Here is an 18,839-nt window from a genome sequence, read left to right as displayed (position 1 = left end):
GTTAACACAGTAAAAAGTGTGCCAAAATTCATTGTCCGTCCATCTTTATCACGCCACGATAAAAATTGTGTATTTTAGCTAACGTAAAAGTACAACTCTTATTTTAATTTATTGCATGGCCAAGAAAAAACCTTTGATACTGGTAACCAATGACGACGGGGTTACAGCCCCCGGAATACGCGCTCTTATAAGCGTTATGAAGCAACTGGGCGACGTAGTTGTAGTGGCTCCGGACAGCCCGCAGAGTGCTACCGGGCACGCCATTACTATAAACAACACACTACACATCAACAAGATAGACATAGACCCTGAAATTGAGCAGGAATACAGCTGTAGCGGCACCCCGGTAGACTGTGTAAAGTTTGCCGTAAACGAAATACTCCATCGCAAGCCAGATTTATGTGTAAGCGGTATAAACCACGGTAGCAATTCTTCCATCAATGTTATTTACAGCGGTACTATGAGCGCGGCAGTAGAAGCAGGCATAGAAGGCATTCCCGCAATAGGATTTTCGTTACTCGACTACAACTGGAATGCTGATTTTGAACCCGTAAAAGCTTTTGTAAAACAAATAGCAGAGCAGGTTTTAGAAAACGGCCTGCCCGAAGGCGTAATACTGAATGTTAACTTTCCTAAACTATCAGAAAAAGAAATTAAGGGAATAAAAGTGTGCCGCCAGGCAAAAGCCATGTGGACTGAAAAGTTTGACAAGCGCACCAACCCAATGGGTAAAGAATATTACTGGCTAAGCGGCAAGTTTGTAAACCTCGATAAGGGCGAAGATACCGATGAATGGGCACTGGCCGAAGGATATGTATCTGTTGTACCGGTACAGTTTGACCTTACTGCGCACCATGCTATACAAACGTTGAACAGTTGGGGAATGAATGAAAAATAATTGTAAAAAATCTAACCCTGAAACAAAACCCAGTATCCTGAACCTCAACTTAGCCTCTTTTTGAAGCATAAAAAATATGGCATTTCTTACATTTTTGTGTGTATTTGTAACGCAACCCACGGGCATTAGGGCATCCTTATGTCAGAATATCCCGAAAGGGAAATATACAAATAACATAAAAACAATTTTTAAGAACACGCTATGAAAAAAGTTCTTTTTACAGCCCTTGTGGCTTTTGCAATTGCATCTTGCAGTGATGACGACAACAAAACAGCAGACACAAAACTTGAAGGCACATGGAAGCTTTCATCTATTATTGTACCTGAAGCTATTGACCTTAATGGAGATGGCAAAAAAACAAACGACCTTGTAAAAGAGTCGGGCTGCATGGACCAGTCGAGCATTACATTTCTTGCTGATGCTACAAAACCGGCAACTGTTAAGATGCAGGACATTGAAATTACGAAAGATGCTTCCGGAAAAAGTACCGCAAAGTGCAGCGCCGCTGAAACTACCACTAGTGCTTATACCGTAACTGCTGATAAAGTAAAACTTACTTTTGATGGTAAAGCAGCAACTTTTACAAAAACGGGCAATACCCTAAGCCTTACACAAGACAGTACTACAATTACTTTTAAAAAGTAATTACCTTATTGCATAAAACTAAAGCCCTGCCTCGCGCAGGGCTTTTTGGTTTTCACCCAAAAATCACGACAAAAAATAAAATCTGTACATTTGCCTTATATATCTTTTTCATGAAATATTATATTATAGCAGGCGAAGCCAGCGGCGACCTGCACGGTGCCAACCTAATGAAGGAACTTTATAAGGCGGACCCAAATGCTGAAATACGATTTTGGGGCGGCGACCTTATGCAGGCTGTAGGCGGCACACTGGTAAAGCACTACCGCGACCTTGCTTTTATGGGCTTTGCTGAAGTAGTAGCCAACCTGAAAACCATTTTTAATAATATAAAACTCTGCAAGGAGGATATAACAGCTTTTAAACCCGATGCTATAATCTTTATAGATTACCCGGGCTTTAACATGCGCATTGCCCAGTGGGCAAAACAACAAGGCATACCTACACACTACTATATATCGCCGCAAATATGGGCATGGAAAGAAAGCCGTATCAAAGCAATTAAGCGTGATGTAGATAAGATGTACATCATTCTGCCGTTCGAAAAAGATTTTTATGAAGACAAGCACAGCTTTGCCGTAGAATTTGTAGGTCATCCGCTTATTGATGCCATACATAACCGTACCCCTACAAACGAAGCCGCTTTTCGCAAAGAGCACAATCTGGACAGCCGCCCGGTGATAGCACTGCTGCCCGGCAGCCGAAAGCAGGAAATTTCTAAAATGCTTAGCGGCATGTTATCGGTTGTCAATGATTTTCCGGATTACCAGTTTGTAATTGCCGGTGCACCCAGCCAGGAATATGATTTTTACGAACCATTCCTCACTAATGACAGCGTACACTTTATAAGTAATAAAACATATGACCTGCTTAGTATAGCACATGCTGCCCTGGTAACATCGGGCACTGCAACGCTTGAAACAGCACTTTTTAAGGTTCCGGAAGTAGTATGTTATAAAGGCGGATGGATAAGCTACCAGATCGCAAAACGCATAATTACGCTCAAATTCATCTCTTTGGTAAACCTTATTATGGACAAAGAAGTGGTAAAAGAGCTCATTCAAAGTGATTTTAACACAAAAAATATCCACACAGAATTAAAAAAAATACTTGATCCCCAACACCGCGCAAACCTGCTTAAACAGTACGATGAACTGGAAAAAAGACTGGGCGGGGCAGGTGCGAGTTTTAATACCGCAAACCTGATTGTTAAAAACTTTAACAGCCACTACTAAATTTTTATTAATCTAAGTCGTTATATTTGTAAAAACACGAATCGAATTTGATAAAATAAAAGATTTTGAAGCAATTACAATTTTTACCGTTCACCTTACTCTTACTACTCACATCAATGGGCGCCATGGCGCAAAGTGTAACATCTAAGGATGACGCGCAAAAATATGCTTCAGGAAACGACGTAGCACTTGCTACTGAGAAGGTTGTTTTCTTAGATGACGACGTGGTGGCTTACAATGCTCCTGCGCCGGAAAAAACAAAAGGAGGCCCAAACAAGCCTGCCGACAATCCTAAAAAGAAAAAGAAGAAAATAGTTGTAATAGATGAGCCTGCAGAAGCTGATTTTGTAGCCGAACCTACCGAAAACTATCTTGCCCGCCAAATAGTAAACAACGCCATGCAGTTTGAAGGCGTGCGTTACCGTGGGGGTGGCACTACAACTGCCGGCATGGACTGCTCTGGTATGGTGTATGCTACTTTTCAGATATTTGATATTACATTGCCCCGCAGCTCTGCTTCTATGGCAGTAGGCGCAGGCCACGAAATAAAACTTGAAGATGCTAAACCGGGCGACCTGTTGTTTTTTGACAATAACCGCCGCCACAGGGGTATTAACCACGTAGGTCTTGTAACAGAAGTTACCGCAGATGGCGAGGTTAAATTCATACACAGCTCTACAAGCCATGGCGTAATGGTATCGTCTATGAACGAGGCCTACCACAGCCGCACCTTTATACAGGCCAACAGGGTTATAGAAGACGAGCCTGCACCTGCCCTATAAAACAACAACCACCCAAGGAACATGAAGGTAGTAAAATACCCCATTATCCCTTTAACAATATTTATGTCAGCCGGTATTTTTACCGGCTTTCATGTATTATGGCTCTATGGTATTGTTCCCTATTTACTAATAGTCTGCTGCATTTTTACAGCAATAACCTATTACTTTTCCCGCAGAACCATAATCCAAAAACCTTATTTTGCGGCATCGCTTGCACTAATGGCTTTTATACTGGGTTTGGCAGCACAGTCGCTTTACTATGCACCAAATAACCCAAAGCATTACAGTCATTTCTTAGAAGATAACGCCGCACAGGTACTCCGCGGAGTAATTAGCGAAAGGCTAAAACCAAACGACTACAGCGAAAAATATTTTCTTGACATAACCGGCATCGAAAAGCAACTCGCCACCGGAAAATTACTTGTTACTGTACCTAAAGACAGCCTGAATAAACCACTGCACCCCGGAGACGTTATATTTGTAACCGGAACTCTTAGACCCATCACCCCCGCCCTTAACCCATACCAGTTTGATTACGCCGCTTATATGGAAAAGCAAAACATTTTCCATCAAATTAAACTGAAGGATAATTATTTGGCATCCGGGAAGGATAAAGGTTTTAACTACCACATTAACCACCTTCGCAAAACACTCATTAGTAGTTTTAGTATACAGCACTTCTCCCCTGCTACCCAAAACCTCATCAACGCCCTGCTCTTTGGGCAGCGGCAGGATATGGATACCGAAACTAATACTGATTATACTAATGCCGGTGTAATACATATACTCGCCATATCAGGACTGCATTTCACCTTACTGTTTGCCATGCTCAACTGGCTTTTGGCTCCGCTTAAAAGACTCAGAAAATCAGGGATCGTTGTCCACTTTGTCACTATCCTTGCATTAATGTGGCTTTTCGCATTCCTTACGGGGCTATCAGCTTCGGTGGTGCGCTCAGTAGTAATGTTCAGTTTCCTTATGGTGGGCGAAGCTATGCGCCGCAGGGTAAGCATTTACAACTCGCTTGCAGTATCGGCACTGGTACTGTTATTGGTAAAACCCGCCTTTTTATTTGATGCCGGTTTTCAGCTAAGCTACCTGGCAGTACTGGGCATTGTGTGGCTACAGCCCATTTACAAAAAATGGCCACGCAGCAAATACCGCCTCATTGCCATGACGCAAGATCTTGTAGCCGTATCACTTGCAGCACAGCTTGCCGTACTACCACTTAGTCTGTATTATTTTAATCAGTTCCCCCTGCTGTTTTTACTTGCTAATATTGTAGTAATACCACTTTCTAATGCGGTCCTTGTACTAGGTATCATAACACTTATACTGAATTTTATTTTCCCGACACTGGCAATATGGGTTGGCAAACTACTGGAATTTTGCATTATCATTATGAATGGCTTTATAAAATGGATCGCTTCTTTTGAAAGCCTGGTTATTAAAAACATCCCTTTTACATTACTACTCAATCTCTGCCTTTATACTGTTATTATACTTGCAGTCTTATATATTTATAAGCAAACCTACCGCAGGGCAGCAGCGGCACTTGTTGCGGTACTGATATTTCAGCTAGCATACATCGGCACAGCTTACACCATCAAAAACCATAATGAGCTTGTGGTATTCCATAATTACGATTACACATTGCTGGCGCAAAAACATGGCGACAGCGTTATCATAAAAGGCAATGACAGCCTTGCCCTGCAAAACCGGAACATACTGGCATACGCCAAAGGAAACTTTAACCCAAAATTAAATGTCCTCCCATTAACCAACCTGGCATGGCACCACAATAAAAAGATACTTATCATTGACAGTACAGGCGTATACGACAGCCTCAGCAGGCCGGATATCCTTTTACTTACGCAATCACCTAAAATAAATTTTGACCGCACCCTGCACTTCTTACACCCTAAAACCGTAGTAGCCGACGCTACCAATTATAAAACCTACATTACCCGTTGGGAAGCAACTTGCGTAAAACAAAAAATCCCTTTTCACGCTACAGGCGAAAAGGGATCGTATGTAGTAGAGTAGAATTGATTATAGATGCTTTTATAGAGAACTATATGTAATTGGGATAATTTGCTTCTCCGAAGCTATAAAATTTAAATGGCTCAATTTCTGGGATTGATCCAAAATTTTAACAACAGGAGCACTAATGCTTCGGCAGAATCCTTCAACGAAGATCCAAAGCTTCTGAAGTGAGTTCAGAGGTGTAAGAAATGTAGATTCTTTCCTTTTTAGGCTTACTAATTTGCATGCTTAAAATGTAAATCCCAAAACTTTTGGTAGTAATCCTTTTTTTAAGCTGCAAAGGTTTGACACAAATCTGACACGGTATTTAAATAAGAAAACCGAAAAACCCAGTATTTACGGGTATTTCGGTTTCTTTAGTAGCGGGAAGCACTCAATTATCGAACCAGTTTCTAACCGATTTTTATAATATCGTAGACTTAAGAGAGCCCTTCCGTGTCTCTTAGTAATGTCTCAAAATGTCAATATTTGAATGCTGCCGCAGTTGTTTCAAGTGGCAAAGGTAGACATTTTTAAACATAAGTGAGTAATTCATTTAGTTACCATATGATATTGCCGCCTGAAAAGGTTGAAGTCTCTTTATAGTTCTTATAGTTAACAACATTTATCTTATTGCTAAAGTCCTTATTAATATTATCGTAATGAGTCTCTGTAATTTCTAATTCTATGGCCTTAAACAGCTCAAAATTATTTCTGAATATATCTTTTCTTATTGCTAAGTTGCTAGTCAAATATTCATTTCCTACGCTAGGATATATAATGCAATGTAAATCCATATGTTTAGGAGTTAGTGGTTTTTGGAGTATTTGTTCCGAAAAAATTGCGCTCACTACATATTCAAGATGATGTGAAATTTTCTTTTCATATTCTCTCCCTAATAAATGAAAGTATGGTTCAATAAAATCGATTAATTCTGTTTGCCAGGATTCCTTATATTTTTCAAAAAAATTTAATGCATAAGTTGAAATGCTGTTTTTCCCGTATCCCTTTTCTGTATGTGATACGTGGAAAGCATTTAGTATATACTTTTCATGAATGGGTTTCCAAATGCTAATAGTAATTATTTCCCCAACCTCTGGTTTTAGTTCATTAATTGCAGTGTCTATAGACTCACTCCCGTAAAATACTGTGGTGTTAGGTGTGTTTGCCCTATTATACTTATCCATTTTTCGTACAAGATGTTCTGGGGGATAGGTGAGATACTTTGTCTTAGTTATATTATCACCATTACGATTTTTACTGACTCTGTATAGTTGAATTACTTCTGTTTTATTTAGCAAATATGGAATATAATTAAACGCGTAACTAATATAATTTTTAAAATCGAGCAGTTCTTCACGAGTTAATTTTTGATATTCGAACGATTCAAGTTCGTGATATAACATCGCATAAAAAAACTTAAGTTCTCGAAGAATGTTTTTTTCATTATCCGTGATTGGCTTTCCTTCGAACATTTTCCGTGTAATTATATGTTCTTGAGTACCAGAATTATCTTTTAGCCATCTTTTGGCTAGAGGAATTGTTGGTAAATCTTTAAAATTTATCTGCCAATGCGGTTTTTTAAGTTTCTTTTGTATCATAATTCATTATTATTTAGCCTAATTGACTTTCCATAACAAGTTCTCCGGCATAAGCCGGAGAACTTGTTATGGAAAGTCACTAGTGTTTAAAAATTGTTGTATCTTGAACCATAAAAGATATATGCACCTGTTAGATACACAATTGCTAGATAAGCTAGATATTTCAAATTTGGAATTAATTAAAGTTGAGGCAGAATTGTGCAATAGCGAAATTTCTAAATCCGAAGAAATTATTACAAATAAAGCTAATACTCTTTTGCAGATTGTGATAGTTTTTATCACCTCTTTAATTGGTTTTATAATTAGTCAACTTATAGATAGGCATTTTCCGAAAATATTTACCTCTATAAGTTTAATTTTTTTGGTATTTCTTTCCTGTTCACTACGACTCTTATTCAAAGCATGGTATCCAAATAAAAATGGTCTAAGTGGAGTTATGCCGTCTAACTTAGTCGATAGCAGCATTTATTCAGAGCATAATGAGGACAACAAAAAGAACTTTTATAAAAATAGAATATACTCCATAAATATAGCAATTCATAATAATCTCGAAAGTTTGTCGTCAAGGGTCAGACAGTATGAAAAATCTATCAAATTAATAATATGGGGTTTAATTGCTAGTGCGTTATATTGTGCTATCTACTTTTGTTTACACTATTATCAGTGTTTTCACTTCTTTCAACATATGTAGTTGTATCTTTTCCATATGGATTTTGATTTGAGCTTGAATTATTATCTTGTGCGGAACCTTGTGAATTAGAATTGGGGTCATCTACTAGCATAACTTTAAGTTTTTAAATAAAAATAGTAAATAATTTTAATAATTAAGGCAATAACAAAGATTTAAAAATAAATTTAAATAGCCTAACCTAGTTTAGGGTGTTTATATTGTAATTAAAGGCATGAAATTTTCACTAGTAAACGGCATAAGAACAACAGCTTTTAAAGGGGGTGCAGGCGTATGTGAATGCTGTGGTGCACCAACGAAAGCAAAATGTGGGTCTCGCATAGTGCATCATTGGTCTCATGTTTCTTTGATAGAGTGTGACTCATGGTGGGAAAATGAAACTCTGTGGCACAGGAACTGGAAAAATCAATTTCCCAATGACTGGCAAGAAGTAACTCACACCGATTTACAGTCAGGCGAGATACATAGAGCGGATGTAAAAACTAGCTATGGATTGGTTATAGAACTTCAAAATTCACCAATTAGCTATGAGGAACAAACTTCCCGAGAGCAGTTTTATAAAAATATGATTTGGATTATTAATGGGGAAAAATTTAAAAATACTTTTCATATCCTTGATAAGCTTCCAAACCCTGATGATGAATTTACTAAAGATATCAGATTTAATACAAGGCGTAAACAAAGTTTAGGTAAGTCTTTCTTCAGGTATTCACTTAATCCTGACTTGGGAAATCCTAAATATGAAGGGCAATTGTTTTTGGTGAGTAATATGGAAACCATTCAAAAGCAGATTGATGAAAGTTATATAGGACATCACTTATATGATTGGGTAAAACCTCGAAGAAATTGGGAAGGTAGTAACTCAAAGGTATTTATTGATTTTGGAGATGATAAACTTTATTTGTTAATGCGATATGGGGATTATAAAATGAAAGCAGTTAGAACTTATGATAAGGCGCAAATTATAAGTAGACTATTAAACTCAAATAAGTACAAATAATAATCCCGGCGGATGCCGGGATCATTATTTGTTATAATCTTAAGCTGCAATAGGTCGTTTGCTTTCAAGATGCTCTATCATATAAATATGAATCTCTTTAAAACCTATGTCAGTGCTGTATTCGATTTTACCTTTACCAAACACACGTCTTAAAAAGGCTTCATCTGCATGATTCATGTATAGGTACTTGCATTTTAAGTTTATAATATACTGCTCTACATGTATACCGTTAACTTTAGGCTTATTTGCTGAGGTTTTGGTACTGGCAAGAAAATCGTTATTAATTTCTTTAACGCGCTCCTTAAAACGCTTCCAATACCTTTGTATAGTCTTCTCGCTACGTCCTGCTTTATCTACTAGCTTTAATTGTGTTATCTTACCATTAGCCTCAAAATCCCAATTATCAATAGCCAGAGAGATAGCGTCCAGAGTTAACACGATTTTCATGTGTCCCAACTCGTTATTAACTACATGCATTTTTTCTTTAAAAGTCATTTGTACGTTAGGGTTAAACAAAATACGCCTTTCTTCATTGAAGTGTAGTTTCAATATTCCTTTAGCCCTTCCATCATATATACTGGTTACAACTGACTTTATTTCTCGTGCAGATAACTTAGGGTACATTTTTTCGTTAACACTGTTAGCGATTGAGGTGAGCCACGCTTTAGATGTATGAGGATTCAATAAGGCGTACTGAGACAACAAATAATACATCGTGGTATTTCTTTTACCTTCTTTATTCCTTAGTTTAATATAGGGCTTACAAATCATTATTTTTTCATCGAACACTATATAAGGTGTATCATCCGTAAAATAATCATTGATGTTATCAAATCTTATTGATGTATCGCCTGAATATAAAAACCCGTCATTAGTAACTATATACTTCTCCTCTTTTTTTATAGCTACGCATGAGGGGTTTTTAATATCTTTACAGATATAAACCAATGCATCAGGATTATGATTTAATTCAGGGTCAAAGCTCTGTATTGTTTGCTGTGTGGCCTTTCTTGCCCCTGCATCACTATCTATACCAATGAGTTTAGATAACTCATTATAAGTCTCCTTATAGTTGTCTAACGTTAGACCGTCAACCCTCACCAGCAAACCAAATCCAGTATTAGATATGGATTTCCAACTAGCAAGAATGTATGGGCTATCGGGTATTTCCTCTACATCATCACAATCTAGATAGATTAATCCTGTAGGACTTATTATATTAGAGTTTGCGGCAGAATCTTTAAATAAAAAATTAAATCTAAAGGTGGGTAACTGTTCCGTCTTTATAGTTGTGTAGACTTGGTTTTCTTTACCTAACAGTCGTGCGGCTTCTATCAGCCTTTGGTTATCATCACCGTTTTTGATGATATTTAATACAGATTCCAAGGTGGTAATCTTTTCAACTTGTGGTTTTTTAGTACTCGCGTACTGTGTGATTTGCATTCATAAATATATTTGCTTCACGTTATTAACGACTCGGAAAGCCGTTCTATGCAAATATACACACGAAATCAACTTTTTGCAAGCAAATTAATGTACTTTATGTCAAAAAAAGTGAAGATTATGCAATTATATATGTCCTTTATGCATCTTGGTTAGCACGTACAATAGTAGATAAACGAGCTAAATAAGACTATAAAGGCCATAATTTCCCATTGGTGAGCAAAGTCACCCCTCCTCCGGTACGGAGGAGGGGAATAAATAGAGCCTTGCCGAAACCTCTCTTAGTTATCCACTTATATAAGTGCTTTGAAATCTTTCAACTAGATTGGCTTAAAAATCCTGGAAATATTTTTTGGTGTAGAATTTAGACTGTCCTTGTTAATTTTTAAATAATCAGATATTTATCTATAAAAGACTAAAGATGAAAAAAATAACGCTTACATCAAAACAACTCCTTATGGTTCTTAAGACCCAGACCGTGAAACTGCCCATAAATTTTGACCTATCTAAAATAAGTAAGAAAGAAGCGCATGAAATTATTAAAGTACTTATAGGTAAGAGCTCAGATTAATCCTCTTTGTCTATTTTCAAACCATTTAAAAGTTCCGACGGAGTTTTATCTAAAGCGGCAGCAAGTTTAAAGAACAAGTTTAGGGTCATTCCTTGATGATTGTCGAATAACATGCGTATGGTTTTCTCATTACACCCAGCAGCCTTAGCAAATTGTCGGTTATTCCCATCAAACTTTACTTGGAATTCCTTGTAAATCCTTTGGGTTACCTCAATCTTTATTTTATCAAGCTGTTTACGCATTACACAAAGTTGCATAACCGCAATAAAATTAATAGGATTTGGCTTGCGGGGTTTTGTCCGCATCTGTATATTTGTCATATAACCAACCGCCTTAAGCATGGATAAGATTACAAAACTTAATGAGCTTAGTGTTCTATTAAAGACAGGTGCTATAACTGCCACAGAATTTGAAATACTTAAAAAAGAAGCTATTGCAGCACCAATCGAAAAGACAATTATTAGGAATATAGCTAGTAAGCCTACAACTCACGATGAGAAGAGTTTTGAGGACGAGCAAATTCATATAGATTACGAAGACGACGGATTTAACCATCCGTGGTACGCTATATTGAGCGTATTATGCTCTGGATTAACCTTATATATGATAATGATTTCACCAGTTATGATTTTTATTTTCGGTTGGGGTAGCTTTTTACTGGGCATATCGCTCTCTGTAACAGTCCTAAACAAGTTGAACGCTACCAAGCTCGATAAAACACTAGCTTATTTAGCTATTATGCTAAGCATTCTTTCAGGTTTCATTTTTTTAACATGGAAACCATCTTGATAATCCTTCACATATATAACAATCAACCTTACCTACTATGGATAAAATAGAAAAACTCAAACAACTCAAACAGTTACTGGATGATAGTGTAATTAACTCAGACGAGTATAACGCTATGAAGCAGGAAATTATAGCAGGCAACGCTACATACACCTTACCTGAGACATCTTCAAGTCCTGAACGTACAAGCCCCGTCATGAATAAAAAAGGTGATATAAGGCTTGTCTTTGCAGGATGTAAAGGTTTCTTTTTTGATGTGAAGACCAAAATCTTTATTAATGGCACACTGCTTTCAGCGGAATCGACAAAGCGAGGATTTGATTTAATAGCCCCAATTAGCGGAAGGGAATTATCTATTAGGTTAGTTTTGGGTGGCATGAAATCTACAACTTATGAGATTACAGAAATCGAGCCTAACAAAGATTACACCATGACATTCAGCTATGATTTGACTTGGGGAAAATATAGTAATAATTTTAATCTTTCTTAAATGGCTAAAGCACGCGTAAAATCATCGTCAAGTCCACTATATATTGCTATTATATTAGCAATCGTGGCATTTATAGGTTTTAAATCAATACTGAGCGATGGTAACAGCTCACATTCTAGCGGCGGATATTCAACAAAAAAAGCAAGCGAAAGAACCTATGAGGATTGGAAACAAATAGCAGATGGCTATACGAGAGAATTGGAAGAATGCTCCACGAAGCTCATTAATGATGATGGATGGAGGTCTGTCGGCGACGTATGCGTGGCTCAGCATAGAAATAATTGGGTCAGCTTTAGAGACGGCTTAGATGATTTATCAAACCTTACCTTTGAGCAGAGGGAGAATTTAAAGGGATACTGGGACAGCCAATTTGATTTAGCTATGACCAGAATTCGCGCTAAAATTGATGAGAGGGAACGTAGCGAGCGACCCAACAGATATTAAGCAGGATGTTAACAAAACAAAAGATCGAACCGGAATCCGGTTCGATCTTTTGTTTTTATACCTCATATCAATCTAGTAGTGACTTACCGTAATAATTAATTTAAAATTTTTTAAATTTTTTTTCACTTGAAACTGTCGGCCTTTAAGTCATCCTAAAAGGATAGATGCGTTGGTTTTTAATGTAGTAGTTTTTCGAAACTATCCAATGTTACAAATATAGTACTATATGTTCTGTTTAACAGGTGTTTACGGAATTTTGGTGCTTGGAAGCTATGCTTTTTATTGGTATATTTGCATCAGAATTATTCTACAACGCTATGCATAGCAAAATGATAATCACCACCACTTAGGATTGATTATCATTTGGTTTACGACTTGAGTAATCGTATCCAAACAACTAATAAATAAACATGATTAATAATCGGCATTTCCCGAAAGGGATATCTATGCCATAAAAATAAGATATAATGAAAGCAAAAAGACAACTAACTAACGAGGAGTTCGCAGCAATTTGCGAGTATATAGAAGGTACAGTAATAGATTATACTTCTGAATCTTGGATACAAAGTTTAATTCTTACGTTTCAGCATGATGAACGTTTTAGTGAACTCTGTATAGCATATAATATTGACATAACAAACTTAGCCATTACCTTAGGACTTCATTCAGAAAGGAGGTTCTTAGAGCTAATGGTTAATGTTGATGAACGTTGCAATCGGGATAAAACTTTTTATGAAAATCTGGGTTTAATCTCAGCCAATGATAAACTTATAGAATTTACAAGCAATTATCAAAAACATAAGCCTATTATTTGGAAAGAAGAAAATGGTTCATTATATGATTTTTTAAGAGTGTGTAATGGCCTTGATTTTGATTACGTCATTTATGTGCGAGATGTAAATAATGAAAACCTAAGTATATGGGGGACATTTGAGGAAGACCTAATAGATTGTTTTACTACATTTTCAGAATCACATTATTTTGGTAGGATACAGCCAATACATGAAAGTATAATTTATGGATTTACAGGTCTATCTTAGAATGTAGAGCTGAATTACATAATGTACAGAGAATCCTGGAAAACCAGGATTTCTCTTGTGTATTAAAAACCAGGATATTACATTCGCATACGGTTGTAATAAATCATAAACGACCGTTCAACATTTATAATAATTTACGCCATGCAGAAATTTATCGCCTATTACAGAGTTAGTAGAAAAGAGCAAGGGGCTAGTGGTCTCGGTCTTTCTGCGCAAAGAAGCGCAGTTGAAAAATATGTTGCCTCACAAGACGGGAAAATCTTAATGGATTTTACCGAGATTGAAACGGGTACTAATAAGCGCACAAGGGTAGAGATACAAAAGGCTATCCAGTTAGCAAAGAAAGAGGGCGCAGTCTTGATAATTGCCAAACTTGACAGACTTGCGCGTAATGTGAGCTTTGTAAGTTCTCTTATGGATGCGAGTATAGAATTTTTGGCAGTTGATATGCCGTCTGCTAATAACTTTACAATTCACATTTTTGCAGCCTTAGCTGAGGCAGAAGCTAAACTAATCAGTAGTCGTACCAAACACGCTTTAGCAGAGCTGAAATTACGAGGTGTAAAGTTAGGTAACCCTGACAATCTTACTAAGGAGGCTCGTGCTAAGGGAGTAAAAGCAATTAAAGATAACGCACTTAATAATGATAGGAATCGTCAAGCTCAATCTATTATCAGTAATTGCAAAGAAAAAGGTATGACGTTTCGCCAAATAGCGGCTTATTTGAACGAGTTAAACTTTAAAACCCGTTATGGTAAGCAGTTTTTACCTGCATCGGTATACCAGTTACATAGTAGATTAACAACTTTAACAGCCGTAAATAATGAAACAGTTTAAAATCAGGATGTGGGTTGGCAGCAGTCCAACACAAATAACTATTGCTGCTTATAATTCGGCTAATGCATTATCAATAGCTAGGAAATTATACCCATTCGCCAGAATCATAAGCGCGACAACGTTGCTATAAGATACCGTACAGCATTTTTTTGGCCTAAAATCCTTCCTGAACAAGGTTCGGGTTGGATGTCCTTTGCCAAGAATTGGCAATAGCCTGCTTAAGGCTTGAATAATCCTCAGCCGGTACGGCTGAGGATTGATTTACCACAATACATGTGCATAAGCGTGAAATAAATAAATCAGATGTACCAAAACTCACAATAGATGAAATAAGGTTATACGAAGGGTTTGAAAATTTATCAGACTTGGAAGCTGAGGAAGCAGTTGCCTCTATATTACAACTAGCATTGATAATATTTAACGATTATAACTAATGACGGATTTAGAACAATTCCAGAAATTTAAAAAGGTGAAAGTCCTTAAAGATAGTAGTAGAAAAGAAATTTGGGGTTATACACGAGTAAGCTCCAAAGACCAAGCTAAAAATTTCAGTTTAGAAGAGCAAGAAAAAGAAATTAGGGATTATGCTATTAAAAGCAATTATGAACTGACACGAGTGCTAGGGGCTACTTACGAGAGTGCTAGGGCAGATATAAGCCGTAAAGAATTTAATAAACTTATTAATGATGTAGCAAAGGCAAAAATTAAGCCTTTCGCGATAGCCATTAAGTTTATTAATAGGTTTTCACGAAGCGGAGGTAATGCTATTGCAATAGTTGAGGAATTGGCAAAAGTTGGAGTGCATCTTATAGAGACCTCTACAGGGCTTTGCACTGCGAATGAACATGATAAGTTGCAAATTCAAAATAAGCTATTAGAAGCTAAGAGAGAGAATATGGAGAGGCTCGAAAGAACTATTCCTGGGATGAAAATATTGTTAGGACAAGGCGACTGGCTTGGTAAACCACCAAGGGGTTATACGCTTCTTGGAACTAAAGTCGTTGATTTTAACAGAAGACAATCTAAACAGGAAATCATTATAAACGATGAAGGGAAGCAGATTGCTAAAGCCTGGAAATGGAAACTTGCGGGAGAAAGGGACTTTATTATTCGTGAAAAGTTAAGCCATCTAGGAGTTCTTATCACAAAACAACAGATTAGCGCAATGTGGAGTAAGCCGTTTTATTGTGGTGTAAGTACAAATGCTTTGATTGATGAAGTGGTAAAAGGCAATTGGGAAGCGATGGTTACTCATCGGGAATTTATGCGAATTCAGGATATAGTTGCCGCTAATAAGCCTGATGCAAAGAAACAGTATTCTAAGGATAAAATACATATAGACAGGCCGCTTGTGGGAACTTTACGCTGTACATGTGGTAAGCTACTTACAGGATATCAAAATAATCTTAAAGGCATACATTACTATAAATGTCAGGGTTGCAAGAAAGCTAATTTTAACGCCTATACAACAAGAAAATCTTTAACAGAAGGTCTTAACAACCAGTTTGAAAATTTATTGCTTAGATACTCTTTAAAAGAGAAACTCATCAAGCCATTCTCAGCGCAGTTAATAAAGGTTTTAGAGACACTTAACGAAGATGGCAAGTTGGAAGTTGAATCTCTAACTAAACAGATTGATGAGGTAAGACTAAAATTAAATACATTACAATACAAGTTTGCCACTAGTGAGAGATTTGATGAAAACCTTTTTTATAAGCTCGAAGGCGAATTGAATAGAGAGTTGGCAGGAAAATCAGCAGCTTTAGTAACAGCGAAGAAAAAAATATCTAACCATAGCGAACACGTTAATAACGCTATCGAGAAAATAAAAAACATCAGCAAAATATGGGCTTCAGGAGATATTGAGAACAAATTAAGAATACAAAGGCTTGTGTTTCCTGAAGGTTTACAAATAGAGCCAAAAAATAGGCAATATCTAACCAATAAAGTTAATACAATATTTAAAGAAGTATCAATATTTACTGGGGCTACCGAATGTGATGAAAATAAAAAACCCACCAGTTTTACTGATGGGTCTTGCTTAGTAGCGGGGACTGGACTCGAACCAGTGACCTTCGGGTTATGAGCCCGACGAGCTGCCTACTGCTCTACCCCGCGTTGTTCGAGTGCAAATATACAACCATTATTAAGACTCGCAAGCGTTTTGGTGAAAAAAAATTACAAAAATCTTAGAAAGTACCCTGCCGTTTTACGAATTTGCTCTGCCATCAACTAACCCTTAAGCTTTTACAACGAATAAAAAATTTCGGCCAGACATAAAAAAACCCTGCACGTGGCAGGGTAAAATCTTAAATAACGCCTCTTTCATACGGAGACGTACCGTTTTCTCTTCTTCGTTAATTGATTTTGATGACTGAACTCAATATAATAAGACGTACTTAACACGAAATTGTTACACATTTTGTAACTTTATAATGAAAATTTAATGGTCATGAAGCAAAAAATACTCATAGGTTGTGCTCTGGCTTTTTTCCTGGCCATCCAGTTTTTATATTTTTGGGAACTTCGCCGCGGCATAAGTTTCTCGTTAATGTTCTTTATGCTTACCGCATTTTCAGTACTGGGTGCCGTATGGATCTATAAATTTGTAAAGGCAGCGCGCCATAACTTCAGGCATCGCAACCGCAATGTTATGCTTATCATTGTTGGGCTTGTACTGCTTGCCACTCTCTTTAAACCTTTTGGTCTCATAGACTATGAAAACTGGAACAGTTGCGATGTACTTGTAGCCGTAGAGAAAAGTTCTGAAACCTGTAGCCGTACCCTTCGCCTTAAAGACAACAATGCCTATACCCAAATGTTTTCCTGCTTTAGTATCAGCAAAGAGCGCGGCACGTATACCAAAAACGGCGACACCGTATTTTTCAAAAATCATTCTGAAAAATATGACTATGGTATTATCTTCAGGCATAAAATTTCAGCAAAATACATTGGCAGGCTTATTATGCACCGCTACAAAGAGGCACACCATGAAATAGATACTGTTGGTTTTTTAATTACAAAACTAAAAGTATAAGTATTTTTGCCCATAAAACATATTATTATGACAGCCCTGTGCCCTTGCGGATCTCAGCTACAATTTAACGATTGCTGCAAACTTTATATAAGCCTTGCCCAAACAGCACCTTCAGCCGAAGCTTTAATGCGCTCACGCTATACCGCATATACGCTTCACGACGCTGATTACATTTACAACACTACCGCACCACGAGAGCGCAGGCACCATATTAAGAAAGATATTTTGGCGTGGGCAAAAGGCAATACATGGCTCAAGCTGGAAATTTTATATGCGTCAGAAACCATTGTAGAATTTAAGGCTTATTTCCTCGATAACCGCCTGCAGGCACAGGTACACCATGAACGCTCTGTTTTTGTAAAGATTGAAAATGTATGGTATTTTAATGATGGTACCTATCCGTCTTAAATAATTTTTACATATTTAAACAACTTGTAAATACCTGAATACTGGATAATTAAATTTTTCAACCAACCTTAATTCTTACAAAAATTTATTACATTTATCGTGTTTCAACGCAACCAGTTATGGATACGATAACCTACTTACTCATTACATTACTGCTACTGCTACCGTGGCTGGCAATATATATTTATAAAGAAAGGCTTCGCAAAAAAATGCTTAAGACAAGCTTTATGGGTGGCCTCGCCGGATTTATTGCCGAATATTGGTACTTTAAAGATTACTGGCACCCACCTACCATTATGGGTAAATCAGTAATTTCTTTTGAAGATTTTATATTCGGGTTTACCATTACAGGCATCTCAGTAACTATATATGAAACAGCTTTTGTATCAGCCTTTGGCAAGTGCAAAAAAAACCGTAAAAAATTATTTGGCATCATGTTCCTTTGTGGTGTGGCTGCCATGATAATCTTCAACCAGCTATTGGGCGCTAACTCCATTATTGTAAGTTGCACCGTGTTTATGATATTAGCCACTGTAATGATTACGCTACGCCCGGATCTGTTTCGAATGGCTATTCTTTCAGGCCTGCTGATGATAGCGGTAGTATTACCCGTATATACCCTGCTGTTTGACCTGCTCAATACCGATTATTGGGATGATTACTGGCTATTAGCACATACCCCACTAGGAATTACCGTTTTAGGAAACATACCCTTAAGCGAACTGTGCTGGTATTTCTCGTGGGGAAGCTTTGCCGGCATTGCCCATCACTTTGCCTCAGGAAACGTACAAATAAAGCACGCTGCCATAGCCAGACAGGTAACTTTACCATAATAGCAATAAACTTAACAACCTGCATTGTAACATTTTTGCATTATCGCTTACTAATACAGTACAATCAAAATCAATC

19 protein-coding genes and 1 tRNA gene are annotated in these 18,839 nt (G+C 37.2%); 16 read left to right on the top strand and 4 right to left on the bottom strand.

From position 1 onward, the window contains the following. The first annotated feature begins 115 nt into the window (after positions 1–115). The 5 genes from surE to DYH63_RS00140 all read left to right on the top strand — a co-directional run bounded on the left by surE (position 116) and on the right by DYH63_RS00140 (position 5,603). The gene (gene surE, locus DYH63_RS00160) at positions 116–898 is read left to right on the top strand and encodes a 5'/3'-nucleotidase SurE (protein ID WP_116786866.1); all 783 of its coding nucleotides are present in this window, start codon (positions 116–118) and stop codon (positions 896–898) included. Positions 899–1,099: 201 nt separating this feature from the next. After that, positions 1,100–1,543 (top strand): DUF5004 domain-containing protein, encoded by a 444-nt coding sequence (locus DYH63_RS00155; RefSeq protein WP_116786865.1) that lies wholly within the window; start codon positions 1,100–1,102, stop codon positions 1,541–1,543. A gap of 110 nt (positions 1,544–1,653) precedes the next feature. Continuing rightward, entirely contained in the window at positions 1,654–2,775 is a 1,122-nt protein-coding gene (lpxB, locus tag DYH63_RS00150; RefSeq protein WP_116786864.1) for a lipid-A-disaccharide synthase, read from the top strand. 65 nt (positions 2,776–2,840) lie between these two features. After that, the gene (locus DYH63_RS00145) at positions 2,841–3,557 is read left to right on the top strand and encodes a C40 family peptidase (protein WP_162926870.1); all 717 of its coding nucleotides are present in this window, start codon (positions 2,841–2,843) and stop codon (positions 3,555–3,557) included. 21 nt (positions 3,558–3,578) lie between these two features. Next, complete coding sequence (locus DYH63_RS00140) at positions 3,579–5,603, top strand: ComEC/Rec2 family competence protein (protein ID WP_116786862.1); 2,025 nt, start codon at positions 3,579–3,581, stop codon at positions 5,601–5,603. Positions 5,604–6,142: 539 nt separating this feature from the next. Here DYH63_RS00140 and DYH63_RS00135 read toward each other — a convergent pair. Further along, positions 6,143–7,183 (bottom strand): hypothetical protein, encoded by a 1,041-nt coding sequence (locus DYH63_RS00135; RefSeq protein ID WP_116786861.1) that lies wholly within the window; start codon positions 7,181–7,183, stop codon positions 6,143–6,145. Positions 7,184–8,085: 902 nt separating this feature from the next. Here DYH63_RS00135 and DYH63_RS00125 point away from each other — a divergent pair. Then, on the top strand, positions 8,086–8,871 hold the full coding sequence (locus DYH63_RS00125; protein ID WP_116786859.1) for a competence protein CoiA: 786 nt from the start codon (positions 8,086–8,088) through the stop codon (positions 8,869–8,871). A gap of 39 nt (positions 8,872–8,910) precedes the next feature. On the opposite strand, the gene DYH63_RS00120 is transcribed toward DYH63_RS00125, so the two are convergent. Next, positions 8,911–10,314 (bottom strand): BT4734/BF3469 family protein, encoded by a 1,404-nt coding sequence (locus DYH63_RS00120; protein WP_116786858.1) that lies wholly within the window; start codon positions 10,312–10,314, stop codon positions 8,911–8,913. Positions 10,315–10,735: 421 nt separating this feature from the next. Here DYH63_RS00120 and DYH63_RS21190 point away from each other — a divergent pair, with 421 nt between their 5' ends. Beyond that, positions 10,736–10,885, top strand: coding sequence for a hypothetical protein (locus tag DYH63_RS21190; protein ID WP_162926869.1), 150 nt, complete (start codon positions 10,736–10,738; stop codon positions 10,883–10,885). On the opposite strand, the gene DYH63_RS00115 is transcribed toward DYH63_RS21190, so the two are convergent. Then, entirely contained in the window at positions 10,882–11,226 is a 345-nt protein-coding gene (locus DYH63_RS00115; protein WP_240409041.1) for a helix-turn-helix domain-containing protein, read from the bottom strand. The genes DYH63_RS21190 and DYH63_RS00115 overlap by 4 nt on opposite strands. Here DYH63_RS00115 and DYH63_RS00110 point away from each other — a divergent pair. The 6 genes from DYH63_RS00110 to DYH63_RS21735 all read left to right on the top strand — a co-directional run bounded on the left by DYH63_RS00110 (position 11,225) and on the right by DYH63_RS21735 (position 16,571). Then, positions 11,225–11,674 (top strand): hypothetical protein, encoded by a 450-nt coding sequence (locus tag DYH63_RS00110; RefSeq protein WP_116786857.1) that lies wholly within the window; start codon positions 11,225–11,227, stop codon positions 11,672–11,674. The genes DYH63_RS00115 and DYH63_RS00110 overlap by 2 nt on opposite strands. Before the next feature lie 37 nt (positions 11,675–11,711). Then, positions 11,712–12,164, top strand: a complete 453-nt coding sequence (locus DYH63_RS00105) for an SHOCT domain-containing protein (RefSeq protein ID WP_116786856.1) — start codon at positions 11,712–11,714, stop codon at positions 12,162–12,164. Next, entirely contained in the window at positions 12,165–12,608 is a 444-nt protein-coding gene (locus tag DYH63_RS00100) for a hypothetical protein (protein ID WP_116786855.1), read from the top strand. Positions 12,609–13,075: 467 nt separating this feature from the next. Continuing rightward, positions 13,076–13,648 carry a hypothetical protein gene (locus DYH63_RS00095; RefSeq protein ID WP_116786854.1) on the top strand — a complete coding sequence of 191 codons (573 nt, stop codon included), beginning with the start codon at positions 13,076–13,078 and terminating at the stop codon, positions 13,646–13,648. Between the two features lie 141 nt (positions 13,649–13,789). Further along, positions 13,790–14,485: a recombinase family protein gene (locus tag DYH63_RS00090; protein WP_116786853.1), complete on the top strand. Its 696-nt coding sequence runs from the start codon at positions 13,790–13,792 to the stop codon at positions 14,483–14,485. 433 nt (positions 14,486–14,918) lie between these two features. Then, positions 14,919–16,571: a recombinase family protein gene (locus DYH63_RS21735; RefSeq protein ID WP_116790700.1), complete on the top strand. Its 1,653-nt coding sequence runs from the start codon at positions 14,919–14,921 to the stop codon at positions 16,569–16,571. Here DYH63_RS21735 and DYH63_RS00080 read toward each other — a convergent pair. After that, positions 16,531–16,603: transfer RNA gene (locus DYH63_RS00080), tRNA-Met, on the bottom strand. The genes DYH63_RS21735 and DYH63_RS00080 overlap by 41 nt on opposite strands. A gap of 334 nt (positions 16,604–16,937) precedes the next feature. On the opposite strand from DYH63_RS00080, the gene DYH63_RS00075 reads away from it, so the two are divergent. The 3 genes from DYH63_RS00075 (at position 16,938) to DYH63_RS00065 (ending at position 18,763) form a co-directional block, all read left to right on the top strand. Then, a complete protein-coding gene (locus DYH63_RS00075) occupies positions 16,938–17,522 on the top strand; it encodes a hypothetical protein (protein ID WP_116786852.1) in 585 nt (194 codons plus the stop codon). A 27-nt stretch (positions 17,523–17,549) separates the two neighbouring features. Further along, positions 17,550–17,930, top strand: coding sequence for a YchJ family protein (locus tag DYH63_RS00070; RefSeq protein ID WP_116786851.1), 381 nt, complete (start codon positions 17,550–17,552; stop codon positions 17,928–17,930). 119 nt (positions 17,931–18,049) lie between these two features. Continuing rightward, on the top strand, positions 18,050–18,763 hold the full coding sequence (locus DYH63_RS00065; RefSeq protein ID WP_116786850.1) for a lycopene cyclase domain-containing protein: 714 nt from the start codon (positions 18,050–18,052) through the stop codon (positions 18,761–18,763). Positions 18,764–18,839 lie beyond the last annotated feature (76 nt).

Origin of the sequence: Flavobacterium psychrotrophum (assembly GCF_003403075.1) — a bacterium.
Taxonomy (GTDB): domain Bacteria; phylum Bacteroidota; class Bacteroidia; order Flavobacteriales; family Flavobacteriaceae; genus Flavobacterium; species Flavobacterium psychrotrophum.
Note: the sequence above shows the minus strand (reverse complement) of the source record. Positions and strands in the feature narration are given on the sequence as shown.